The following is a 24,672-nucleotide window of genomic DNA, read 5'->3' on the forward strand; positions in this document are numbered from 1 at the left end:
CGCGATGAGCCTTCCGAAACCCAACAAAGAGACCACCGTCGTCATCACCGGCGCCTCCTCCGGGATCGGTGTCGAACTGGCTCGCGGCCTCGCCGGCCGCGGCTTCCCGCTGATGCTGGTCGCGCGGCGGCGCGAACGCCTCGACGAGCTGGCCGATCAGCTGCGCGCGGAGCACAAGGTCGGCGTCGAGGTCCTGCCGCTCGACCTCGCCGATGCCCAGGCCCGGGCCCAGCTGGCCGATCGCCTGCGCGGCGATCCGATCGCCGGCTTGTGCAACAGCGCGGGCTTCGGCACCAGCGGGCGCTTTTACGAGTTGCCGTTCGAACGCGAAAGCGAGGAAGTCACCCTCAATGCGTTGGCGTTGATGGAACTCACCCACGCGGCCCTGCCCGGCATGGTCAAGCGCCGAGCCGGTGCGGTGCTCAACATCGCATCGATTGCCGGCTTCCAGCCGATTCCCTACATGGCGGTGTACTCGGCCACCAAGGCCTTCGTGCTGACCTTCTCCGAGGCCGTCCAGGAGGAACTGCACGGAACGGGCGTGTCGGTCACCGCCCTGTGCCCGGGTCCGGTACCCACCGAGTGGGCCGAGATCGCCAGCGCCGAGCGGTTCAGCATCCCGATCGCGCAGGTCTCGCCGCACGATGTCGCCGAGGCCGCGATCGGCGGGATGCTCGCCGGCAAGCGCAGCGTGGTGCCCGGGGTGGTGCCCAAGGTCGTCAGCACCGGTGGCCGACTGCTACCCCGCAGCCTGCTGCTGCCCGGAATCCGGATCGGCAACAAACTGCGCGGCGGACCCGGCCGCTGAGCTACCTGTCGGGCTGCACCGTCAGCGGCGAGCATCTCGTGGCCAGGGTCTGTGCGTGACCAGCGTGTATGCCCAGCTGACGGCCCCCGGCGCGTACCTTGAATGGCGTGCGTCCATACCTCGACGTCCTCGGCGCTCTGACGGCCGCCAAGGTTCGATATGTCGTGGTTGGCGGGGTCGCGGTTGCGTTGCACGGCCATCTTCGCGCCACCGTGGATCTCGATATCGTTATCGACCTCGTCCCCGAAAATGCGCGTAAGGCAATCGACGCCCTGACTGCGCTCGGGCTTCGCCCGAGGCTGCCGGTGGCGGCAAGGAACTTTGCGGATGACGAGATTCGACGCTCGTGGGTAATGGAACGCAACTTGATGGTGTTCTCGATGTGCCATCCGGAGAATCCAGCCATGGAAGTCGACCTGTTTGCCGCCCCGCCGATCGCGCCAGCAGAGCTGCTCGCGGCCGCCGAGCCGATGCCACTGGGTGACATTGAGGTTCTGGTTGCGTCACGCGCCCACTTGATTCGCATGAAGGAGCTGGCGGGCCGCGCCCAAGACATCGCGGACATCGAAGCCTTGAGAGAGGAGCCGGATGCCTGACGACTGGGGTGGCTGGAGCCCGCACGCTAAGGAGCGAAGGGCCGCGCGCGCGTCGATGACTCCGCTGCAGCGAATCGAATGGTTGGAGCAGGCACTGCTCGCGTGGGGGCACCAACGACTCGCGAGGGAACGCGCGAAACGCCAAGCCATCGTCGAGGCCGCATGGTCAGAGGGTGGCCACGGATCGCCAGACGACTATTGACCTACCTACCGGCGCGCAGGCGCCAGTGCCTGCGGCTTGGGGATAGTGGGCCTTGTGACGCGTTCCGTCGTCGCGATTAGGCTCAGGCGATGGCCGCTGTTGAGATGACTGCCGACGTCCCGATGAGCCCGCAACGGACGTGGGAGCGCGTTTCGGATTTGTCGGAGTTGGGCGAGTGGCTCGTGATCCACGAGGGGTGGCGCAGCGACCTGCCGGACGAGCTGGGCGAAGGGGTCGAAATCGTGGGCGTGGCGCGTGCCAAGGGCATGCGCAACCGGGTGACGTGGACGGTGACGAAGTGGGATCCCCCGCACGAGGTCGCGATGTCGGGATCCGGGAAGGGCGGGACGAAGTACGGTGTCACGCTGACCGTGCGGCCCAACAAGGACGGCTCGACGTTGGGTCTGCGTCTCGAGATGGGCGGGCGGTCATTGTTCGGTCCGGTGGGTTCGGCGGCGGCCCGCGCGGTGAAGGGAGACGTGGAGAAGTCGCTGAAGCAATTCGTCGAGCTGTACGCGTAAAGAGATTCGGACACACTCGGCGACACGCCCGAAAGACGTCGGTGCTCGGTCATAGACTGGCGTCCCTATGACCGGTTCGTCTGCCCTTCGCGCGAGCGTCCCCCGCAAGCGGGAGGTGCCCCCACATCGCGCGTCGTCCTTCGTGCACCTGCACAACCACACCGAGTATTCGATGCTGGATGGTGCCGCGAAGATCGCGCCCATGCTCGCCGAGGTGGAGCGGCTTGGCATGCCCGCGATCGGGATGACCGACCACGGAAACATGTTCGGCGCCAGCGAGTTCTACAACTCCGCGACGACAGCCGGGATCAAGCCGATCATCGGCGTCGAGGCCTACATTGCTCCCGCTTCCCGTTTTGATACCCGGCGCATCTCCTGGGGTGACCCTAGCCAGAAGGCCGACGACGTATCGGGCGGCGGTTCCTACACGCACCTGACCATGATCGCCGAGAACGCGACCGGCCTGCGCAACCTGTTCAAGCTGTCCTCGCTGGCCTCCTTCGAGGGCCAGCTGAGCAAGTGGTCGCGCATGGATGCCGAGCTCATCGCCGAGCACGCCGAGGGCATCATCATCACCACCGGCTGCCCGTCCGGGGAGGTGCAGACCCGCTTACGCCTGGGCCAGGATCGTGAGGCGCTGGAGGCGGCGGCCAAGTGGCGCGAGATCGTCGGGCCGGACAACTACTTCCTGGAACTCATGGACCACGGGCTGGCGATCGAACGCCGCGTCCGGGAGGGGCTGCTCGAGATCGGCCGCACGCTGGGCATTCCGCCGCTGGCCACCAACGACTGCCACTACGTCACCCGCGACGCCGCCCACAACCACGAGGCGCTGCTGTGCGTGCAAACCGGCAAGACGCTGTCGGATCCGAACCGGTTCAAGTTCGACGGCGACGGCTACTACCTCAAGTCGGCCGCCGAAATGCGCCAGATCTGGGACGACGAGGTGCCCGGCGCCTGCGACTCCACGTTGTTGATCGCCGAGCGGGTCCAGTCCTACGCAGACGTGTGGACACCGCGCGACCGGATGCCCATCTTTCCGGTGCCCGACGGGCACGACCAGGCGTCCTGGCTACGCCACGAGGTGGACGCCGGCCTGAGGCGCCGATTTCCCGCGGGTCCGCCGCAGACCTACGTCACGCGGGCTGCCTACGAGATCGACGTCATCTGCGCCAAGGGATTCCCGTCCTACTTCCTCATCGTGGCCGACCTGATCAGCCACGCGCGCTCGGTGGGCATCCGGGTCGGCCCGGGCCGCGGCTCGGCCGCCGGCTCCCTGGTCGCCTACGCGCTGGGCATCACCGACATCGACCCGATTCCGCACGGTCTGCTCTTCGAGCGCTTCCTCAACCCGGAGCGCACGTCGATGCCCGACATCGACATCGACTTCGACGACCGTCGCCGCGGCGAGATGGTGCGCTACGCCGCCGACAAGTGGGGCCACGACCGGGTCGCCCAGGTTATCACCTTCGGCACCATCAAAACCAAGGCGGCGCTGAAGGATTCGGCACGGATCCACTACGGCCAGCCCGGCTTCGCGATCGCCGACCGGATCACCAAGGCGCTGCCGCCGGCCATCATGGCCAAGGACATTCCGCTGTCGGGCATCACCGACCCCAACCACGAACGGTACAAGGAGGCCGCCGAGGTCCGCGGCCTGATCGAAACCGACCCGGACGTGCGCACCATCTACCAAACGGCCCGCGGATTGGAGGGCCTGATCCGCAACGCGGGCGTGCACGCCTGTGCGGTGATCATGAGCAGCGAGCCGCTGACCGAGGCCATCCCGCTGTGGAAGCGACCCCAGGACGGGGCCATCATCACCGGCTGGGACTACCCGGCGTGCGAGGCCATCGGCCTGCTGAAGATGGACTTCCTGGGCCTGCGCAACCTGACGATCATCGGCGACGCGATCGAGAACATCAAGGCCAACAGGGGCATCGACCTCGACCTGGAATCCGTGCCGCTCGACGACAAACCCACCTACGAGTTGCTGGGCCGCGGTGACACCCTGGGGGTGTTCCAGCTCGACGGCGGCCCGATGCGCGACCTGCTGCGCCGCATGCAACCGACCGGGTTCGACGACGTCGTCGCGGTCATCGCGCTGTATCGGCCCGGCCCGATGGGCATGAACGCCCACAACGACTACGCCGACCGCAAGAACAACCGGCAGGCCATCAAACCCATTCACCCCGAACTCGAGGAACCGCTGCGCGAAGTCCTCGCCGAGACCTACGGCCTCATCGTCTACCAAGAGCAGATCATGCGCATCGCGCAGAAGGTGGCCGGCTACTCGCTCGCCCGAGCCGACATTCTGCGCAAGGCGATGGGCAAGAAGAAGCGCGAGGTGCTGGAGAAGGAGTTCGAGGGCTTCTCCGACGGCATGCGGGCCAACGGGTTCTCGCCGGGCGCGATCAAGGCCCTGTGGGACACCATCCTGCCGTTCGCCGACTACGCGTTCAACAAGTCACACGCCGCCGGCTACGGCATGGTTTCCTACTGGACGGCCTACCTCAAGGCCAACTATCCCGCCGAGTACATGGCCGGCCTGTTGACCTCGGTGGGTGACGACAAGGACAAGGCCGCCGTCTATCTCGCCGACTGCCGCAAGCTCGGCATCACGGTGTTACCGCCGGACGTCAACGAGTCCGGCCTGAACTTCGCGTCGGTGGGCGACGACATTCGCTATGGCCTGGGCGCGGTGCGCAACGTCGGCGCCAACGTGGTGGGGTCGTTGCTCAAGACCCGCAGCGACAAGGGTAAGTTCACCGACTTCTCGGACTACCTGAACAAGATCGACATCTCGGCATGCAACAAGAAGGTCACCGAGTCCTTGATCAAGGCGGGCGCGTTCGATTCGCTCGGGCATGCACGCAAGGGCCTCTTCCTGGTGCACACCGACGCGGTGGACTCCGTGCTGGGCACCAAGAAGGCCGAGGCGATGGGGCAATTCGACCTGTTCGGCGGGAGCGAGGCAGGAAGCGGCAGCGCAGACCCAGTGTTCAGCATCAAGGTGCCCGACGACGAGTGGGAGGACAAACACAGGCTGGCCCTGGAGCGCGAGATGCTGGGCCTGTATGTGTCCGGGCATCCGCTCAACGGGGTCGCGCACCTGCTGTCCGCCCAGGTCGACACGGCGATCCCGGCGATCTTGGACGGCGATGTCCCCAACGAGGCCCAGGTGCGGGTGGGCGGCATCCTGGCTGCGGTGAACCGACGGGTCAACAAGAACGGAATGCCGTGGGCCTCAGCACAATTGGAAGACCTGACCGGCGGCATCGAGGTGATGTTCTTCCCACACACGTACTCCACCTACGGCGCCGATATCGTCGACGACGCGGTGGTGCTGGTCAACGCCAAGGTGGCGGTGCGCGACGACCGGATCGCGTTGATCGCCAACGAACTTGTGGTGCCCGACTTTTCCAGCGCTGCGGCGAACCGGCCGCTGGCCGTCAGCCTGCCCACCCGGCAGTGCACCTTCGACAAGGTGAGTGCGCTCAAACAGGTGCTGGCGCGCCACCCCGGCACGTCGCAGGTGCATCTGCGTCTCATCAGCGGCGATCGGATCACCACCCTGGAACTGGATCAATCGCTGCGGGTGACACCCTCGCCGGCGCTGATGGGGGATCTCAAGGAGCTGCTTGGTCCGGGGTGCGTGGGCGGCTGAGCGGGCGCTTGACGTCACGCCCACAGCAAATCAGGAATGTAGCACACTAGGTGCTACCATGGAGCGGTGGAGGCAATAGGAGTCCGAGAATTACGACAACACGCATCGCGATACCTCGCCCGGGTTGAATCCGGCGAGGAATTCGCCATCACCAACAGCGGGCGGCTCGTAGCCCGACTCGTTCCTGTGCACGCGGCGGAGCGTTCTCGCGACACCCTGATCGAATCGGGCACGCTCATTCCTGCTCGCAGTCCACAGAACCTCCTCGATCTCGCGGCCGCACCGGCGCGGGGCCGCAAGCGCAACCTGTCCGATGTTCTGGGCGAGATGCGCAACGAGCAGTGATCTACATGGACACCTCGGCTCTGACCAAGCTGCTCATCGCCGAACCTGCGACGCCCGAACTGCGCGGCTGGCTCACCGCGCAAACAGGCCGGGGCGAACATGCGGCGACGAGCGCGCTCGGCCGGGTCGAGTTGATGAGAGTTGTTGCTCGCTACGGCGAACCAGGCCAAGCCGAGCGTGCACGCTACTTACTCGACGGGCTCGACATCCTCCCGCTTACCGAAACGGTGATGACCCTCGCTGAAACAATCGGCCCGGCTACCCTGCGTTCCCTCGACGCGATTCACCTCGCGGCCGCATCCCGGATCAAGCGGGAACTGACAGCGTTCGTCACATATGACCACCGGTTGTTGGACGGCTGCCGCGAGGTCGGCCTCGCGACCGCGTCGCCAGGTATAGACCGCTGAACACTAGTGGATCCAACCCGACACGTGATCGTCCCCGTTGAGGTATCCCGAGACCGCGTCGTCGAAGTTCGCGAAGCCCGACGCAAGGTTGCCGAAGTTGAAGAAGCCCGAGATCGACGTTCCCACGTTGACGAAACCCGAGTTGGCTCCTGTGCCGGTGATCGTGGGTACCGAGTTTCTAAAGCCGGAGAGATAGTCACCTACGTTGATGATGCCCGCGTTGTAGTTGCCCACGTTTGCCAGGCCGGAGTTACCGGTAACAAATGCAGCGTGCTCGTCGCGGGCGTTGTTGTCGAAGCCCGAGTTGTAGGTGCCGACGTTTGTGTAGCCCGAGTTATTGGTGCCCGTGTGAAGCCAGCCAGAGTTCGCCACGGGCTGGTCAACCGCGTTGAACAATCCCGTGTTGAGATCTCCCGAATTGACGAAACCGGTGTTGATGTTGCCCGAGTTGAAATAGCCGGTGTTCACGTTGCCCGAGTTGAAGTCACCCGTGTTTATGTTGCCCGCATTAAAGTTGCCGGTGTTGGTATGGCCGGAGTTAAACATACCCATGCTGCCGGTGACCCCGTCGCCGCCCGAGTTTCCGATTCCCGTGTTGGTGGTGCCGGAGTTGAACCAGCCGGTGTTGGTGGTGCCCGAGTTGAACCAGCCCGTGCTGGTGGTGGCGGAGTTGAACCAGCCCGTGCTGAGCTGGCCCGCGTTGCCGATGCCCGTGCTGAGCTCGCCCGAGTTGCCAAAGCCCGAGCTGCGATCGGCTGAACTGCCGAACTCCACGCTCAACGCCCCAACCCCGTTGCCCGAGTTTCCCACGCCGATATTGCCGTTGCCCGAGTTGAAGAAGCCGATGTTATCGTTGCCCGAATTCCCGAAGCCTATATTCCCGATGCCCGAATTCAGGAGACCGAAACCCATCTGGTTATCGCCGGTGAGCCCGAAGCCGATGTTATTGCTACCGTTGTTTCCGAAGCCGATATTGTTACTACCTTTGTTGCCGAAGCCGAGATTCCCACTGCCAAAGTTGCCGCTTCCAATATTTGTGTCGCCGTTGTTGCCGTCGCCAAAGTTGGTGTTACCGGTGTTGCCGAACCCAAAATTCGAGTTCCCGGTGTTACCGCCGCCCAGGTTGAGATTCCCGATATTTCCGCTGCCGAAGTTGGTATCGCCGGTATTACCGCTGCCCAAGTTATGGCTGCCGACGTTACCGCCGCCCAGGTTGTAGCGGCCGGTGTTGCCGCTACCTAAATTGAGGTCGCCCTTATTGCCGCTGCCCGGGTTGAAGTTCCCGGTGTTGCCGCCACCCAGGTTGTAACTGCCGATGTTGCCGCTGCCCAGGTTGAGATTGCCGATGTTGGCGTGGCCGAAGTTGGTGTTGCCGGTGTTGGCGCTGCCCAGGTTGAAGCTGCCAAGGTTGCCGACGCCCAGGTTGCCGCTGGCAACGTTGAAGCCCCCGATGGTGACGTTGCTCAGGTCGAGAAACGGAAACCCCGCGACCAACACCGCGCCGCCGGTCGAGGCCGCCGGGCCCGGCAACACCGCGAACGGCGTCAATGCCGAGGCGACCGCCGACGCCTCGCCGTGATAGCCAAGCATCGCGAGCACATCCTGGGCCCACATCTCGTCGTATACGGCCTCGGTGGCCGCGATAGCCGGGGCGTTTTGCCCCAACAGGTTCGCGGCCACCAGCGCCATCAATTGACTCCGATTGGCCGACACCGCGGCCGGGTGCACAGCTGCCGTCAACGCCGCCTCGAACGCAGACGCTGCGGCCCGGGCCTGGCGCGCCGCCTGCTCAGCCTGGACCGCCGCTGTGCTTAGCCACCCCGCGTAGGAGCCGGCCACGCCCGTCATCGCCGCCGACGCGGGGCCCTGCCAGGGCCCGCCCGCTAGGTTCGAGGTCACCGACGAAAACGATGCCGCCGCCGAACCCAGCTCGCTGGCCAGCCCATCCCAGGCCGACGCCGCCGTCAGCATCGGCCCCGACCCGGCGCCGGCGAACATCAGCCCCGAATTGACCTCCGGCGGCAACACCGAAAAATTCATCACAACCATCCCGTCAGGCAGTCACGTTCACTGGGCCTGCGGACGTTGTCTTGGGCCCGGATTGCAGCGAATCCTACGAATAGCAGGAGCGCTTCGGGCGGGTGCGGGTTAAATCCGTGTAACGCGTGCGGCCACCGCGCGCGGCAATCACCTGGGGGCAAACCGGTAGCGCAGAATTCGCGTTTTGCGCGCGCCAGCCGTGAACTTCCTGGATACCTTGGTAGCGATCCGTATCCAGCCCGGGAACAGGTCAACTTCGCGCGCATGAGCCAGGCTGGCCTCTTGCACTAGCGTCAACCGCGGATCCCAGGACTCGGGCACCCGTGGAGGCGGCAACCGGGTGGGCTCGGTCGCTGGCGGGCATCACTCGCTCCCGCACCGCGATCACGTGGGGGAGGTCGACGCTGTACCAGTCGACCGGCGGCGGGCCGACGCTAAGCACGCCCGAATCCAGCCCCGCGCCGAGATCTACGACAAGGCGTCGGGATGCCCGGCCGTGACCGCCCGCACTCGGTCGTCGAGCATCTTGTCGACGACTTCAGCAGCGAGCGTCTCGTCGGCCATCGGCTGTCCAATGCCCGTGCGTACTCGGTCAGCAACGCGGTCTGCTCCAGGGGGGACGGGTCACTGACGTCGATGCCTGGATTGAAGGCCACTATCGCCAACGTGCTCGGCGCGGACGTACGCTCACCGGGGCAGTGCTGATCTGGCGCCAAGGAGAACGGGAATGACCACAACCGAGCGTCCGGCCACCATGTGCGAGGCGTTCCAGCGCACCGCGGCGATCGATCCGGATGCCGTGGCATTGCGGACGCCCGGCGGCGCCCAGTCGTTGACGTGGCGGGAGTACGCGGCCCAGGTGCGGCAAGCGGCCGCCGGCCTGGCGGGCTTGGGGGTGCGGCGCGGCGACACCGTGTCGCTGATGATGTCCAACCGGGTGGAGTTCTACCCGCTCGAGGTGGGCGCCCAACACGTTGGGGCGACGTCGTTTTCGGTGTACAACACGCTGCCCGCCGAGCAACTGACCTACGTGTTCGACAACGCGGGGACCAAGGTGGTGATCTGCGAGGCGCAGTATGTCGATCGTGTTCGCGCCAGCGGCACCCCCATCCAGCACATCGTCTGCATCGATGGCGCACCCGACGGGACGTTGTCCGTCGACGACCTATACGCGGCCGCGTCGGACGACTTCGACTTCGAGTCGGCCTGGCGTGCTGTGCAACCCGACGACGTGATCACTCTCATCTACACGTCGGGCACGACGGGCAATCCCAAGGGTGTCGAAATGACCCATACCAACCTGCTGTTCGAGGGATACGCCATCGACGAGGTGCTGGGAGTCCGCTTCGGTGATCGGGTGACGTCCTTCCTGCCGACGGCGCACATCGCCGACCGGATGACCGGGCTATACCTGCAGGAGATGTTCGGCACCCAGGTCACCGCGGTCTCCGACGGGCGTGCGGTCGTGGCGGCGCTGCCCGACGTGCGGCCGACCGTGTGGGGCGCTGTGCCTCGCGTCTGGGAAAAGCTCAAGGCCGGAATCGAATTCACGGTCAGCCACGAGACCGACGAGATGAAGCGGCAGGCGTTGTCGTGGGCGATGTCGGTGGCCGCCAAGCGCGCCGACGCGCTGCTCGCCGACGAACCCATGTCGGATCGGGTGGCCGCCGATTGGGCCAAGGCCGACGAGTTGGTGTTGTCCAAGCTGCGGGAGCGGCTTGGCTTCGCCGAGGTTCGGTGGGCGCTCTCGGGTGCGGCGCCGATCCCCAAGGAGACTCTGGCGTTCTTCGCCGGCATCGGCATCCCGATCGCCGAGATCTGGGGGATGTCCGAGCTGAGTTGCGTGGCCACCGCAAGCCATCCCCGTGACGCGCGCCTGGGCACCGTGGGCAAGCTGCTGCCCGGCCTGGAGGGCAAGATCGCCGACGACGGCGAGTTTCTGGTCCGAGGTCCGCTGGTGATGAAGGGCTACCGGCGGGAACCGGAGAAGACCGCCGAGGCGATCGACGCCGACGGCTGGCTGCACACCGGTGACATCTTCGATGTCGACCCGCAAGGCTATCTGCGCGTGGTCGACCGCAAGAAGGAATTGATTATCAACGCCGCCGGAAAGAACATGTCGCCGGCCAACATCGAGAACACCATCCTGGCCGCCTGCCCGATGGTCGGCGTCATGCTCGCGGTAGGCGATGGGCGACCGTACAACACCGCACTCATGGTCTTCGACGCCGACTCGGTGGGCCCGTACGCGGCCAAGCACGGTCTGGACGCCTCGCCCGCGGCGCTGGCGGCTGACCCCGAGGTGATCGCGCAGATTGCCGCCGGGGTGGCCGCGGGCAACGCGAAACTGTCTCGGGTGGAACAAATCAAGCGATTCCGCGTATTGCCCACCTTGTGGGAGCCCGGCGGTGACGAGATAACGCTGACGATGAAGCTCAAGCGCCGGCCGATCGCTACCAAATATTCCGCCGAGATCGAGGAGCTCTACGCGTCCGAGCCCGGACCGCAGATTCACGAGCCCGCCGCACCAACGGCGCAACCGGTGTGACGGGGGCGCGGCGGTGACTGCACGCGAAGTCGGCCGGATAGGAGCGCGAAAGTTATTGCAACGCACCGGCATTGTCGACGAGTCGACCACACCGTTGGCCACCGACCCGGCCGAGGTCGCCCAGTTGCTAGCGGCCCGCTGGTATGACGAGCGGCTGACCGCACTGGCCGGCGAGCTCGGGCGCGACCCGGACAGTGTGCGCGCCGAGGCCGCCGGCTACCTGCGCGAGATGGCGGCCTCGCTGGACGAGCGGGCCGTGCACGCGTGGCGCGGCTTCAGTCGCTGGTTGATGCGAGCCTATGACGTGCTGGTGGACGAGGACCAGATCGCGCATCTGCGCAAGCTGGATCGCAGGGCCACGCTGGCGTTCGCGTTTTCGCATCGGTCCTACCTGGACGGAATGCTGCTGCCGGAGGCGATCCAGGCCAACCGGCTGGCGCCCGCGCTGACCTTCGGCGGGTCGAATCTGAACTTCTTCCCGATGGGCGGCTTTGCCAAGCGCACCGGGACCATCTTCATCCGGCGGCAGACCAAAGACATTCCGGTCTACCGGTTCGTGCTGCGTGCCTACACCGCGCAGTTGGTGCAGAACCATGCCAACCTCACCTGGTCGATCGAAGGTGGACGGACCAGAACCGGCAAACTGCGGCCCCCGGTTTTCGGGATCCTGCGTTACATCACCGACGCCGTCGACGAAATCGACGGTCCCGAAGTGTATTTGGTGCCAACGTCGATCGTGTACGACCAGCTGCACGAGGTGGAAGCGATGACCACCGAGGCCTACGGCGCGGTGAAGCGGCCCGAAGACCTTCGGTTCCTGATCCGGCTGGCGCGCCAGCAGGGCGAGCGGCTCGGCCGCGCCTACCTCGACTTTGGCGAACCGCTGCCGTTGCGCAAGCGCCTGGAGGAACTGCGCGTCGACGAAGCGGGGACCGGGACCGAGATCGAACGCGTCGCGCTGGACGTGGAACACCGGATCAACCGTGCCACACCGGTCACCCCGACCGCGGTGGTGAATCTCGCGCTGCTGGGCGCGGACCGCTCGCTGTCCATCAGCGAGGTGCTGGCCACGGTGCGACCCTTGGCCAGCTACATCGCCGCTCGCAACTGGACGGTGGCCGGTGCCGCCGACCTGACGAATCGCTCGACGATCCGCTGGACCCTGCACCAGCTCGTTTCCTCGGGTGTGGTCAGTGTCTACGACGCCGGCACCGAGGCGGTCTGGGGTATCGGCGCGGACCAGCACCTGGTGGCGGCGTTCTACCGCAACACCGCAATCCACATCCTGGTCGATCGCGCGATCGCCGAGATGGCGTTGCTGGCGGCTGTCGAGCTGTCCGAGGGAGGCTCGGTGTCCCCGGCAACGGTGCGCGACGAGGCACTGCGTCTTCGCGAACTGTTGAAGTTCGAATTCTTGTTCTCCGCACGCGCCCAGTTTGAGCAGGACCTCGCCGACGAAGTACGTCTGATCGGGCCGGCGGCAGACACCACCAAGCCGGCCGCCGCGGCCGACGTGCGGCGGTTGCTGGAGTCGGCCGATGTGCTGCTGGCTCACTTGGTGTTGCGGCCATTCCTGGACGCCTACCACATCGTCGCCGACCGGCTGGCCGCCCACGAGGATGAATCGTTCGACGAGGAAGGCTTTCTGGCCGAATGCCTTGCGGTCGGCAAGCAGTGGGAGTTGCAGCGCAGAATCGCCAGCGCCGAGTCGAGGTCAATGGAACTGTTCAAGACCGCGTTGCGCCTGGCTCGGCATCGCGAGCTGGTCGACTTAGTGGGCTCCGACACTGGGCGGATGGCCAAGCGCCGGCAGGAGTTCGCGGACGAGATCGCGACGGCCACTCGACGGGTCAACGCGATCGCCGAATTGGCCAGGAGGCGATGACCGGTAGACGCGCGGGGATGGCAGGCCTAGCCTGGATGTGATCTAAATCACTCGGCGACCACCGCGGAGGCGAGGCGATGATTGCAGCCACGACGCACTTCCCGAAGCAAAAGGCGCCCTGCGGGCACATGGCAGACGGCGACCACCATGTCGAAAAAGACGACGACGGCCTCTCGTATAGCGACTTCACGTTCTCCTGCGGCTGCCGCGAAATCCGGCACGTCTACCACGACGGATCTACTCGGATACGAACGATCCGCCACGACGGCAAAGTGCTGAAGGACGAGCACTCCAGCGATCACGAGGCGTGAGCCAAGGCGATGCCCGCGACGCACAACATCGTGGTGATCGGTGCGGGTGGCGCCGGCTTGCGCGCCGCAATAGCGATAGCCGAAACGAATCCGCGCGCGAACGTGGCAATCGTCTCCAAGGTCTACCCGATGCGCAGCCACACCGTGTCGGCAGAGGGCGGCGCGGCCGCCGTCGCGGATGACGACGACAGCCTGGACGAACACGCGTACGACACCGTTTCCGGTAGCGACTGGCTGTGCGACCAGGACGCGGTCGGGGTGTTCGTGGCCGAGGCGCGGCGGGAGCTGTTGCAGCTCGAGCATTGGGGCTGTCCGTGGAGCCGTAAGCCGGACGGACGCATTGCCGTTCGCGCATTCGGCGGAATGAAAAAGCAACGCACCTGGTTCGCCGCAGACAAGACCGGATTTCACCTGCTACACACGCTGTTTCAGCGCCTCCTGGCATACCGGGACATCGTGCGCTACGACGAGTGGTTTGCGACTACCTTGCTCGTCGACGAGGGCAGGGTATGTGGTGTCGTCGCTATTGAGCTGGCGACCGGACGAATCGAGACGATCCTTGCCGACGCGGTGATCATCTGCACCGGCGGATGCGGGCGGGTGTTTCCGTTCACCACCAACGCGAACATCAAGACCGGTGATGGAATGGCGCTGGCCTACCGGGCCGGCGCGCCGCTGAAGGACATGGAATTCGTCCAGTACCACCCCACCGGACTGCCGTTCACCGGAATCTTGATCACCGAGGCCGCACGAGCCGAAGGCGGCTGGTTGCTTAACAAGGACGGCTACCGCTATCTGCAGGATTACGACCTCGGCAAACCCACACCCGAGCCGAAGCTGCGCAGCATGGAGCTCGGCCCCCGGGACCGGGTGTCTCAGGCCTTCATCCACGAGCGCGAAAAGGGACGAACGGTCGACACGCCTTACGGACCCGTTGTCTTCCTCGACATCCGGCATCTCGGCGAAGACCTGATCAACGAGAAGTTGCCGTTCATCCGCGAGTTGTGCCGCGACTACCAACACATCGACCCGGTTACCGAACTGATCCCCGTGCAACCCGTGGTGCACTACATGATGGGTGGCGTTCACACGGATATCGACGGCGCCACAACGCTTTCCGGGCTATACGCCGCAGGCGAAACGGCATGCGTCAGCATCAATGGCGCCAACCGGTTAGGGTCGAACTCGCTGCCGGAATGCCTGGTGTTCGGAGCCCGAGCGGGCCGCGCCGCGGCGGAATACGTGCAGACGGTCCGAAGCGCATCGTCCGCGGCGCAGGCGCAGGCACGCACGGAGGCGCAACGCCTGGAACGCGAGCTGAGTCGCCATGCCGAGGGCAGCGATCGAATCGCCGACATTCGCGCGGACATGCGGGCCACATTGGAAACCGCCGCCGGAATCTATCGAGACGGACCCACCCTCACCAAGGCGGTCGACCAGATTCGAGTGCTGCAAGATCGATTCGCGAAGGTGGGCATCGACGATCACAGCCGCACGTTCAATACGGAGCTGATGTCGCTAATCGAGTTGTCGGGGATGCTCGACGTCGCACACACGATCATCGAATCCGCTTTGCGCCGCGAAGAATCCCGCGGCGCGCACCAGCGAACCGACTTCCCCAACCGCGACGACGAACATTTCTTGGCACACACCATGGTTTATCGAGAACCCGACGGAACGGCGCGAGTTGACTACCTTCCGGTCACGATTACGCGCTGGCCTCCGGGCGAACGGGTATATGGGAGGTAGCGATGGCCGAGCGAATAGTCATGGAGGTCTCCAGGTATCGACCGGAAATCGAATCCGCGCCCGTCCTGCAGGTTTACGAAGTTCCCTTCGACCGTGAGTGGGCCGTCCTGGACGGTCTGAATTACATCAAGGATCGCCTCGATGGGACGCTGACCTTCCGTTGGTCGTGCCGGATGGGGATATGCGGCAGCTCAGGCATGACGATCAACGGGGACCCGAAATTGGCGTGCGCGACGTTCCTCGTCGATTACCTCCCGGGACCGGTGCGAGTGGAGCCGATGCGAAACTTCCCCGTGATCCGCGATCTCGTCGTCGACATCGGTGACTTCATGGCCAAGCTGCCGAGCGTCAAGCCCTGGCTCATCCGGGATGATGAGCGGTCCGTCGAGGATGGTGAATACCTGCAGACCCCCGCGGAATTAGACGAATTCAAGCAGTTCAGCTTGTGCATCAACTGCATGCTGTGCTACTCGGCATGCCCGGTGTACGCGCTGGACCCGGGCTTTCTCGGTCCGGCGGCGATCGCTCTGGGGCAGCGTTACAACCTGGATTCGCGCGACGAAGGCGCCGCCGAGCGCAGAGACGTCCTCGCCGCGGCCGCTGGCGCTTGGGCTTGCACCCTGGTGGGCGAATGCTCGACGGCTTGTCCGAAGGGGGTCGATCCGGCAGGCGCGATACAGCGCTACAAGCTCACCGCGGCAATAGATTCGGTGAAGGCATTGCTGCTGCCCAAGGGCGCGCGATGACAAGCACCTATCGTCGGCCCGTCGCCAGATACTGGTGGGCGAAGCGACGGTCCTACCTCTTGTTCATGCTTCGCGAGATCAGTTGCGTCTTCGTGGCCTGGTCCGTTGCCTATCTGCTGCTGCTGGTGAATGCGGTTGGCGCCGGTCGGGATTCATACCTTCGCTTCCTGGACTTCAGCGCCAATCCCGCCGTGGTTGCAGTGAACGTCGTCGCATGGATTTTCCTTCTGCTACACGCGGTTACCTGGTTCGGTCTGGCGCCGCGTGCCATTGTGCTACACATCCGGGGTAATCGTGTTCCTGGGCGCGTGGTTCTTGCGGGCCACTACGCGGCATGGCTGCTCGTGTCGGTGATCGTCGCCTGGATGGTCACGTCGTGAGCACCACTGCGCCCCGCCCAAGGCCGCGTCCACGGTCAGCCGAGCCCTTCTTGTGGCTGCTGTTCAGTTCCGGGGGCATGGCCGCCGCGCTCGTTCTGCCGGTTCTGCTGTTCCTGTTCGGGTTGGCGTTTCCGCTCGGGTGGCTCGGGGCGCCAGACCACGCTCATCTGCTGGCACTAGTGCGCAATCCGCTGACCAAACTGGTTCTTCTCGGCATCGGCGTGTTGGCCCTGTTCCATTGGGCGCATCGATTCCGGTTCGTGCTCGAGCACGGGTTCCGGTTGGGCGGGTTCGACCGGGTGATCGCCCCGTGTTGTTACGGCGCAGCCCTGGTGGGATCGGTGATCACGGGTTGGGTATTGCTCACCGCGTGAGCCGGCTCGTGGTGGGATTACGCCATTCGAGCGCCATTGCAACCACGACGCCAACGATCAGCACGCCGGAGCTTCATCGGAAACCCCCGAATTTACGTGGGCGCTTCAGGGTATTACCGCCGCAGATTTCCGGCCGCTCGAAGCATCGGCTGTGGCCGGGACAGTGGTTGGTCGTGGCTCGCCGGGGCCTAGAGTGGTTGGCATGCCTCTTTCCGGTGAATATGCCCCTAGCCCGCTCGATTGGTCCCGCGAGCAAGCCGAGAAGTACATGGAATCCGGCGGAACCGACGGCACACAGCTGCAGGGAAAGCCCGTCATCCTGCTGACCACCGTCGGAGCCAAGACCGGCAAGCTCCGCAAAACCCCGCTCATGCGCGTCGAGCACGACGGCGAGTACGCAATCGTCGCCTCCCTGGGCGGGGCGCCGAAGCATCCGGTTTGGTACCACAACGTCAAGAAGAATCCGCGGGTGGAGCTGCAAGACGGGACCGTCGCCGGCGACTACGACGCCCGCGAGGTATTCGGAGACGAGAAGGCCACGTGGTGGAAGCGCGCCGTGGAGGTCTGGCCGGACTACGCCGCGTACCAGACGAAAACCAACCGCCAGATTCCGGTGTTTGTGCTCACCCCGGTGCCGTGAATCGCCTGCTGGATGGCACCATTGACCGGTGTCCGCCGAACTGAGCAGGAGCCTTCAAGGTCCGATGACACTGCCGCTGCGCGCGGCCGACATCGACCAGGCGGCCAGGCGGATCGCCCCGGTGGTCACGCCCACCCCCTTGCACCTGTGCGATCGATTGTCGGCCATCACCGGCGCAACGGTTTACCTCAAACGCGAGGACCTGCAGATCGTGCGCTCCTACAAGCTGCGCGGGGCCTATAACCTGCTGGTGCAGCTGTCCGACGAGGAGCTGGCCGCCGGCGTGGTGTGCTCCTCGGCGGGTAACCACGCGCAGGGTTTCGCCTACGCGTGCCGGTCGCTGGGTGTGCGCGGCCGCGTCTACGTGCCCGCCAAGACGCCCAAGCAAAAGCGCGACCGGATTCGCTACCACGGGGGGGAGTTCATCGAGCTGATCGTCGGCGGGGCGACCTACGATCTTGCCGCCGAGGCCGCGCTCGAGGACGTCGAACGCACCGGCGCCACGCTGGTGCCTCCGTACGACGACCCGCGCACCATGGCCGGCCAGGGCACCATTGCCGCCGAGGTGCTTGCTCAGCTCCCCGACGATACGGCCGAGCCCGACCTGGTGGTGGTCCCGGTGGGCGGCGGCGGCTGCATCGCCGGCATTACCACCTACCTGGCCGAGCGCACGACCAACACCGCGGTGCTGGGCATCGAGCCAGCCGGCGCCGCGGCGATGATGGCCGCGCTGGCCGCGGGCGAGCCCGTGACGCTCGACCACGTCGACCAGTTCGTCGACGGCGCCGCGGTGAGCCGGGCGGGCACGCTGACCTATGCCGCGCTGGCGGCCGCCGGTGACATGGTGTCGATCACCACGGTCGACGAGGGGGCGGTGTGCACCGCGATGCTCGACCTCTACCAAAACGAGGGCATCATCGCCGAACCGGCGGGCGCGCTATCGGTCGCCGGCCTGCTGGAAGCCGACGTCGAACCCGGCTCCACGGTGGTTTGCCTGATCTCGGGGGGCAACAACGACGTGTCCCGCTACGGCGAGGTGCTCGAACGCTCACTGGTGCACCTGGGCCTCAAGCACTATTTCCTGGTGGACTTCCCGCAGGAGCCCGGCGCGTTGCGCCGGTTCCTCGACGAGGTGCTGGGTCCCAACGACGACATCACCTTGTTCGAGTACGTCAAGCGCAACAACCGCGAGACCGGTGAGGCGCTGGTGGGTATCGAGCTGGGGTCGGCCGCGGATCTGGATGGCCTGTTGGCCCGGATGCGGGCAACCGAGATTCACATCGAGACCCTCGAACCCGGCTCCCCGGCCTATCGCTACCTCTTGTAGCCGCGTCGTATCGGCCCTGCTACAGATACGGCGGCAGCGGGGTGGCCGGATCCAGATCGTCGGCCGGCTCCGGTGTGCCGGGCGTCAGGCGCAGCGGCACCACGCCGGCCCAGTGTGGCAGTGCGGCGTCTTCCGGATCGTCGACCGGGCCGCCGCTGCGCACCTTGGCCGAGACCTCGACGAGGTCGAGCGCGAGCATCGCGGTGGCGGCGAGTTCGCGCGCGTTGGGCGTCCGGCAGTCGGCGGAGCGCCCGGGCCGGATGTGGTCGAGGAGGGCGCGCATCGCCCGCAGCTTCTCGGCCTGGTCGTCGACCAGGCGGGCCGCGCCCAGGACCACCACCGAGCGGAAGTTCAATGAATGGTGCGTTGCCGAGCGAGCCAGCACTAGCCCGTCGACGAGCGTGGCGGTGACGCAGACGGGCAGCCTCGACGGGGCCGCCCTGGCGGCGAGCATCGGGCCGCTGCCGGTGGAGCCGTGCACGTAGAGCGTTTCCTCGTGGCGAGCGTGCGTCGTCGGTAAGACCACCGGTCTACCGGCGCTGATGTAACCGAGGTGGCAGATCAAGGCCTCGTCGAGGATGCGATGGACGGTCTCGCGGTCGTAACGCGCACGTTCCCGGTAGCGGGTGGGGGTGGTTCGCGGCGTGGGGCGGTATGCGGTATCCAATGTGATTGCCTTGCATATTGTACTAGTACATAATTTCTACTGTGCCAGTACAATACCGGATTTCGGGAAAGGGCGCGGAGTCGATAGCGGGCAGCATCGAGGAGGCCATCTCGCAGGGCCGCCTGGCGCCCGGCGACACCCTTCCGCCGATCCGCGAAGTCGCTGCACAAGTCGGCGTGAACGTCAATACCGTTGCCGCCGCCTACCGCCTGCTCCGCGATCGCGGGGCCGTCGAAACTGCGGGACGGCGCGGAACCCGGGTGCGCGATCGGCCCGCGACCACGCCCCGATCCCTGCTCGGCCTTGGCGTCCCCGCGGGCGCGCGCGATCTGTCGACTGGTAACCCGAACCCTGCGTTGCTGCCCATTGCCGACGCCCGATTGCCCGCCGCTTCCCGGACGCCGGTGCTGTACGGCGAGTCGGCGGTGTCGGCCGCGCTTGCCGAGTTCGCCCGTGCTGACCTGACCGCCGACGGCGTCGGGGCCGATCACGTCACGGTGACCAGCGGCGCACTGGATGGCATCGAGCGGGTGCTCAGCGCATACCTGCGTCCGGGTGACCGGGTTGCCGTCGAGGATCCAGGCTGGGCCAATCTGCTAGATCTTCTTGCGGCACTGGGGCTTTCAGCCGAACCGGTTCGGGTCGACGACGATGGGCCACTGGTTCTGGAGATGGCCCGGGCGCTGCGCCGCGGGGTGCGGGCGGTAGTGGTCACCAGTCGCGCGCAGAACCCCACCGGGGCAGCGTTAACCGCGGATCGCGCCGGCGCACTGCGCAGCCTGTTGGCGGGCCGGTCCGGCGACCTGCTGCTCGTCGAGGACGACCACTGCGCTGGCATCGCCGGCGCGCCACTGCAATCGTTGGGCGGGTGCACGCGCCGGTGGGCTTTCGTACGGTCGGCGTCGAAGGCCTACGGCCCCGACTTGCGGCTGGCCGTCCTCGCTGGAGATCGCCGCACCGTTGAGCGGGTGCACGGACGACTGCGACTTGGGCCGGGCTGGGTGAGTCGGCTGCTACAGGACCTCGCCGTCAGCTTGTGGTCAGACGACGCGGCGACGCGCCTCGTCCTCAGGGCCGAGGAGCGCTACGCGAGCAACCGCTCGCGGTTATGTGCGGCGCTGGCCGATCGAGGCGTCGCCGCCCACGGTCGGTCCGGGCTCAACGTCTGGATTCCGGTGCCCGACGAGGCGGTGGCGATCACCCGGTTGCTCAACGCTGGCTGGGTTGCGGCGCCGGGAACGCGGTTCCGGATCGGCACGGCGCCGGGAATGCGCATCACCATCGCTGATCTGGCTAGCGACGAGATCGATCCGCTGGCCGACGCAGTCGCCGAGGCGGTGCACGGTACCGGCCGTCGCAGCGTGTGAGTGGCCGCGCGAGCAGACGCAAAATCCCCCAAAACAGCATGGTTTTGGGAGATTTTGCGTCTGCTCGCGCACTATGGGGAGCGGAGTATTGCAAAGGAATGGGCTGGTATCTTGGTGGCCCTGTCGCCGATGGCTGGCTGCTCCCAGGCCAGCACCAGCTCACCGCCGACCGGCAGCCGCGCCGCCTCGGTGCCCAAGTTGCATGCGATCACAATTCGGTTGCGGCGCATCATGATCCAGCGTTGCTCTTCGTTGTAATCGACAACGAGGTGGTCCAGCCATGGGTCGGCCAGATCAGGTTCGTTGCGCCGCAGCGCGATCAGCTCGCGGTACAGCTTGTGCAGCCGGGCGTGTAGGCCGGAGGCGGCCTCATCCCAGTCCAGCTTGGAGCGTTGGAAGGTCTGTGGGTCCTGCGGGTCGGGAATGTCTTCGGCGTCCCAGCCATGCTCGGCGAACTCGGACCTGCGTCCCCGCGCGGTGGCGCGGGCCAGCTCGGGTTCGGGATGCGAGCTGAAGAACTGGAACGGGGTCGACGCGCCCCACTCCTCGCCCATGAAAAGCATTGCGGTGTAGGGAGCTCCGAGCACTAGTGCCGCCTTGATGGCCAGCTGGCCGACGGTGAGGTTTTGCGACGGGCGGTCACCGAGGGCGCGGTTGCCGACCTGATCGTGGGTGCAGGTGTAGGCGATCAGCCGGGTCGCCGGGACCGTTACGGTGTCCAACGGACGCCCGTGACGGCGCCCCCGGAACGATGAATACGTGCTGGCGTGAAAGAAGCCATGGCGCAACGTCTGTGCAAGGGTGGCCAGCGAGCCGAAATCTGCATAGTAGCCCTGTCGTTCGCCGGACACCGCGGTGTGGATGGCGTGATGGATGTCGTCGTCCCATTGCGCGGTTATCCCGTAGCCGCCTTTGTCGCACGATGTGATCAGCCGCGGGTCGTTGAGATCGCTTTCGGCGATCAGCGACAGCGGGCGGCCCAACTGCCTTGAGAGCCATTCGGTCTCGGTGGCGAGTTCCTCGAGGATGTGGACGGCGGTGGTGTCCACCAGCGCGTGCACCGCGTCCAGCCGCAGGCCGTCGGCGTGGAAGTCGCGCATCCAGCGTAGCGCGCACCCGATGATGTAGCGGCGCACCTCGTCGGAGCCGGCGTCGGCGACGTTGATGCCTTCACCCCATGGGTTGCTGGCCGAGGATAGGTAGGGACCGAACCGCGGCAGATAATTGCCGGACGGCCCGAGGTGGTTGAACACCGCGTCGACCAGCACCCCTAAGCCACGTGCGTGGCAGGCGTCGACGAACCGGACCAGGCCGTCGGGCCCACCGTAGGGTTCATGCACGCTGTACCACAGCACGCCGTCGTATCCCCAGCCTTGTGTGCCGGCAAAGGAATTGACCGGCATCAGCTCCACGAAGTCGATTCCGAGATCGACCAGGTAGTCGAGCTTTTCGATCGCGGAGTCGAAAGTGCCGGCGCCGGTGAAGGTTCCGAGGTGCAGTTCGTAGATCACGGCGCCATCCACGGGCCGGCCGGTCCAGTCGTCGTCGGTCCAGCTGGCACCCGAAGGGTCCCACAGCTGCGAGCGCGCGTGTACCCCGTCGGGCTGGCGCGCTGATCGTGGGTCGGGTAGCACGGTGGGGTCGTCGTCGAGCAGGTACCCGTAGCGGGCGTCCGGTGGCGCATCCACGCTCGCCTGCCACCAGCCGTCATCCGAGCGTCTCATCGGGTGAACTACGCCGTTGACGTCGAGGCGCACCAGCTCGGGCTTGGGTGCCCACACGCGGAATTCAGCCATCGCCGCGCTGCAGCAAGGCGACCGGCAGGTCCGCGAACAGCTCCGCGGCGGGCATCAGCCCACCGACCGCGGTGCCGGTGAGCGTGTCGGTCCACGAGCCGCCGGGCAGTGGTACCACGGTGTCACCCCAGCCCGTTTCGGCCAGCCGCACGGTCCAGCGAGTCACCGCGACGAGGACATCGTCCCCGCGGAGGAACGCCACCACGTGATCGCCAGCGGGGCCGGAGGCGAGCACCGGAAGGTAATCGCCGCCCAGGAAACAGTCGGGGCGGGCGCGCCGCAGCCGAAGCGCGGCAGAAACCACCCGGATTTTGGGATGCTGCAACGCTTTCAGGGCCGCCCGCCGAACGGAGTAGTCGACCGGGCGGCGGTTGTCGGGGTCCACAAGGCTGTCGTCCCAGAGTTCGGTTCCCTGGTAGACGTCGGGTACACCGGGCACGGTCAATCCGAGCAGCTTTTGGCCCAGCGCGTCGCTTTCGGCGTGCGGGTGCAGCCGCGCGACAAGCCTGGTCAGCTCCGACGCCACCGGCCCGTCGAGCACCGCATCCAGCCACCGGTGCACCGCATCCTCGAACGCGGCATCCGGGTCGTTCCACGAGGTGTGCCACGCCGCTTCCCGGATGGCCTTCTGCGCGTAGGCGTGCAGCCGGTCGCAAAGATGGCCAGAGACCTCGCCGGTCACCGGCCACACCCCGAAGATGTTCTGCCACAAGAACAATCCGGTCGCGGGATCGGGGGAGGGGACGTGCGCTTCACTGCGCGCCACGAACTCGGCCCACAGCGACGGCACCTGCGATAGCACGCCGATGCGGGCACGCACGTCCTCTGAGCGTTTGGTGTCGTGCGTGGACAGCGCCGTCACCGCGCGCGGCCACAGCCGGGCACGAGCCGCGGCGCGGTGATGGAATTCCGCTGCGCCGACACCGAACCGGTGCGGTTCGCCCCCCACCTCGTTGAGCGACACCAGCCGGGCATCGCGGTAAAACAGGCAGTCCTCGACCGCCTTGGCGGTCACCGCGCCGCACAGTTGTTGCAGGCGGGTGGCCGGCTCGCCACCATGGGCCAAGGCCGCGGCAAGGACCTGCAGCGCCGGCCCCAACTGGGGTGCCGCCGCCTGGGTTTCGGCTATGGCGGTGGGCAGGATCGCGGCGAGGCCGCGGTAATCGGTGCGGTAGACCCCGATGTGGCTGAGCACGGCGGCCACTGCCTCGGGCAGCAGCGGATCATCAGCGCCCGCCGCCGCGACGACGCATCGGCGCAGCCTGCCCAATTCGCTGGCCAGCGTGTCGGTTGCGATGCGAATCTTGAGGTCGGCCAACGTCTCCGGCATGGCGCGATAGTCCAGCCCGGCGGATTCGGCGAGCGCCGTCAGCGCCGACTCCCCGTCGGGGTCGACGAAGACTCCGGTCACCTCCCGCAGCGCGTCGTAGCCGGTGGTGCCGGCCACCGGCAGGGTCGGCTCCAGGGCCTCGTCGACCGCCAGGATCTTCTCGATCACGATCCAGGCTCCGCCGCCGATCAGCTCGCGCAGCCACGCCAAATACCCGTACGGGTCGGACAATCCGTCCGGGTGGTCGATCCGCACGCCGTCGACAAGTCCTTCGGCGAACCAGCGGGCCACTTCGGCATGGGTGGCGTCGAACACCGCGCGATCCTCCTGGCGCAGTCCGGCCAGCGAGGTGATCGAGAAGAAGCGGCGATAGCCGCACAGGCCGCTCCGCCAGCCCACCAGCCGGTAGCGCTGGCGGTCATGCACGTCAGGCCCGGCGCCGTCCCCGGTTCCCGGGGCGATCGGCAGCGCCAGGTCACCGAGCCACAGCACGTCACCGTCGACGGTCAGGTTGGCGACATCCTCGTCGGAACCCAACAGCGGCAGCACGATTCGGCCATCGGCCAGGTCCCAGTCGATATCGAAAAACGCGGCATAGTCCGACGACCGGCCATACCGCAAGACGTCCCACCACCACGCGTTCTGCTCGGGACTGCCGATCCCGAGGTGGTTGGGCACGATGTCGACGACCAGGCCCATCCCGCGTCGGCGGGCGGCCGCCGACAGCCGGGCCAGACCGTCGGGGCCGCCCAGCTCGGACGACACGGTCGTCGGGTCGGTGACGTCGTATCCGTGGGTGGACCCGCCGACCGCGGTCAGGATGGGGGACAGGTACAGATGCGAGATGCCGAGGTCGTCGAGGTAGTCCAGCAGGTTCTCGGCGTCGGCAAAGGTGAAGCCGAATCCGCTAGACGCGCCGCGCAGCTGCAACCGGTAGGTCGATAGAACCGGAAACGCCATGTGTCA

20 protein-coding genes and 1 pseudogene are annotated in these 24,672 nt (G+C 66.3%); 16 read left to right on the forward strand and 5 right to left on the reverse strand.

All coding sequences use genetic code 11. The annotated features are described in order from the left end of the window. Positions 1-4: 4 nt before the first annotated feature. The 6 genes from G6N24_RS06960 to G6N24_RS06985 all read left to right on the forward strand — a co-directional run bounded on the left by G6N24_RS06960 (position 5) and on the right by G6N24_RS06985 (position 6,546). Positions 5-808 carry an SDR family NAD(P)-dependent oxidoreductase gene (locus G6N24_RS06960; RefSeq protein WP_085160872.1) on the forward strand — a complete coding sequence of 268 codons (804 nt, stop codon included), beginning with the start codon at positions 5-7 and terminating at the stop codon, positions 806-808. A 107-nt stretch (positions 809-915) separates the two neighbouring features. After that, positions 916-1,404 carry a hypothetical protein gene (locus tag G6N24_RS06965; protein ID WP_085160870.1) on the forward strand — a complete coding sequence of 163 codons (489 nt, stop codon included), beginning with the start codon at positions 916-918 and terminating at the stop codon, positions 1,402-1,404. Positions 1,405-1,695: 291 nt separating this feature from the next. After that, positions 1,696-2,127 (forward strand): type II toxin-antitoxin system Rv0910 family toxin, encoded by a 432-nt coding sequence (locus G6N24_RS06970; protein WP_085160868.1) that lies wholly within the window; start codon positions 1,696-1,698, stop codon positions 2,125-2,127. 172 nt (positions 2,128-2,299) lie between these two features. After that, positions 2,300-5,794 carry a DNA polymerase III subunit alpha gene (gene dnaE / locus G6N24_RS06975; protein WP_232070777.1) on the forward strand — a complete coding sequence of 1,165 codons (3,495 nt, stop codon included), beginning with the start codon at positions 2,300-2,302 and terminating at the stop codon, positions 5,792-5,794. Between the two features lie 66 nt (positions 5,795-5,860). Then, positions 5,861-6,139 carry a type II toxin-antitoxin system Phd/YefM family antitoxin gene (locus G6N24_RS06980; RefSeq protein ID WP_085160864.1) on the forward strand — a complete coding sequence of 93 codons (279 nt, stop codon included), beginning with the start codon at positions 5,861-5,863 and terminating at the stop codon, positions 6,137-6,139. Beyond that, positions 6,136-6,546, forward strand: a complete 411-nt coding sequence (locus G6N24_RS06985; RefSeq protein WP_085160862.1) for a type II toxin-antitoxin system VapC family toxin — start codon at positions 6,136-6,138, stop codon at positions 6,544-6,546. The genes G6N24_RS06980 and G6N24_RS06985 overlap by 4 nt, the downstream gene beginning before the upstream one ends. A 3-nt stretch (positions 6,547-6,549) precedes the next feature. Here G6N24_RS06985 and G6N24_RS06990 read toward each other — a convergent pair whose 3' ends face one another. Together G6N24_RS06990 and G6N24_RS06995 are read right to left on the reverse strand one after the other, a co-directional pair. Continuing rightward, positions 6,550-8,586: a PPE family protein gene (locus G6N24_RS06990; protein ID WP_139822417.1), complete on the reverse strand. Its 2,037-nt coding sequence runs from the start codon at positions 8,584-8,586 to the stop codon at positions 6,550-6,552. A 147-nt stretch (positions 8,587-8,733) separates the two neighbouring features. Then, a pseudogene (locus G6N24_RS06995) lies at positions 8,734-9,224 on the reverse strand (hypothetical protein). 89 nt (positions 9,225-9,313) lie between these two features. On the opposite strand from G6N24_RS06995, the gene fadD11 reads away from it, so the two are divergent. From fadD11 to ilvA, 9 genes are all read left to right on the forward strand, one after another. Next, positions 9,314-11,134: a fatty acid--CoA ligase FadD11 gene (gene fadD11 / locus G6N24_RS07000; RefSeq protein WP_085160858.1), complete on the forward strand. Its 1,821-nt coding sequence runs from the start codon at positions 9,314-9,316 to the stop codon at positions 11,132-11,134. Positions 11,135-11,147: 13 nt separating this feature from the next. Then, a complete protein-coding gene (locus tag G6N24_RS07005) occupies positions 11,148-13,019 on the forward strand; it encodes a lysophospholipid acyltransferase (protein ID WP_085160856.1) in 1,872 nt (623 codons plus the stop codon). 77 nt (positions 13,020-13,096) lie between these two features. After that, entirely contained in the window at positions 13,097-13,330 is a 234-nt protein-coding gene (locus tag G6N24_RS07010) for a hypothetical protein (protein ID WP_085160854.1), read from the forward strand. 9 nt (positions 13,331-13,339) lie between these two features. After that, positions 13,340-15,079, forward strand: a complete 1,740-nt coding sequence (gene frdA / locus G6N24_RS07015; RefSeq protein ID WP_085160852.1) for a fumarate reductase (quinol) flavoprotein subunit — start codon at positions 13,340-13,342, stop codon at positions 15,077-15,079. A 2-nt stretch (positions 15,080-15,081) separates the two neighbouring features. Next, a complete protein-coding gene (gene sdhB / locus G6N24_RS07020) occupies positions 15,082-15,825 on the forward strand; it encodes a succinate dehydrogenase iron-sulfur subunit (protein WP_085160850.1) in 744 nt (247 codons plus the stop codon). Further along, positions 15,822-16,205: a fumarate reductase subunit C gene (locus G6N24_RS07025; protein WP_085160847.1), complete on the forward strand. Its 384-nt coding sequence runs from the start codon at positions 15,822-15,824 to the stop codon at positions 16,203-16,205. The genes sdhB and G6N24_RS07025 overlap by 4 nt, the downstream gene beginning before the upstream one ends. After that, the gene (gene frdD, locus G6N24_RS07030) at positions 16,202-16,579 is read left to right on the forward strand and encodes a fumarate reductase subunit FrdD (protein ID WP_232070708.1); all 378 of its coding nucleotides are present in this window, start codon (positions 16,202-16,204) and stop codon (positions 16,577-16,579) included. Before G6N24_RS07025 ends, frdD begins: the two co-directional genes overlap by 4 nt. A gap of 202 nt (positions 16,580-16,781) precedes the next feature. Further along, positions 16,782-17,219, forward strand: coding sequence for a nitroreductase family deazaflavin-dependent oxidoreductase (locus G6N24_RS07035; protein ID WP_085160843.1), 438 nt, complete (start codon positions 16,782-16,784; stop codon positions 17,217-17,219). A 28-nt stretch (positions 17,220-17,247) separates the two neighbouring features. Next, positions 17,248-18,546 (forward strand): threonine ammonia-lyase, encoded by a 1,299-nt coding sequence (ilvA, locus tag G6N24_RS07040; protein ID WP_085160841.1) that lies wholly within the window; start codon positions 17,248-17,250, stop codon positions 18,544-18,546. Between the two features lie 19 nt (positions 18,547-18,565). Here the strand turns inward: ilvA and G6N24_RS07045 are convergent, their stop codons facing one another. Next, positions 18,566-19,213 carry a pyridoxamine 5'-phosphate oxidase family protein gene (locus G6N24_RS07045; protein WP_275996405.1) on the reverse strand — a complete coding sequence of 216 codons (648 nt, stop codon included), beginning with the start codon at positions 19,211-19,213 and terminating at the stop codon, positions 18,566-18,568. A gap of 41 nt (positions 19,214-19,254) precedes the next feature. On the opposite strand from G6N24_RS07045, the gene G6N24_RS07050 reads away from it, so the two are divergent. After that, positions 19,255-20,580 (forward strand): aminotransferase class I/II-fold pyridoxal phosphate-dependent enzyme, encoded by a 1,326-nt coding sequence (locus G6N24_RS07050; protein ID WP_085160837.1) that lies wholly within the window; start codon positions 19,255-19,257, stop codon positions 20,578-20,580. 71 nt (positions 20,581-20,651) lie between these two features. Here the strand turns inward: G6N24_RS07050 and treZ are convergent, their stop codons facing one another. Together treZ and treY are read right to left on the reverse strand one after the other, a co-directional pair. Continuing rightward, complete coding sequence (gene treZ, locus G6N24_RS07055; RefSeq protein WP_085160835.1) at positions 20,652-22,376, reverse strand: malto-oligosyltrehalose trehalohydrolase; 1,725 nt, start codon at positions 22,374-22,376, stop codon at positions 20,652-20,654. Continuing rightward, positions 22,369-24,666: a malto-oligosyltrehalose synthase gene (gene treY / locus G6N24_RS07060; protein WP_085160833.1), complete on the reverse strand. Its 2,298-nt coding sequence runs from the start codon at positions 24,664-24,666 to the stop codon at positions 22,369-22,371. The genes treZ and treY overlap by 8 nt, the downstream gene beginning before the upstream one ends. Between the last annotated feature and the right edge of the window lie 6 nt (positions 24,667-24,672).

It is taken from the genome of Mycobacterium lacus (genome assembly GCF_010731535.1).
In the GTDB taxonomy this organism is placed as follows: Bacteria; Actinomycetota; Actinomycetes; order Mycobacteriales; family Mycobacteriaceae; genus Mycobacterium; species Mycobacterium lacus.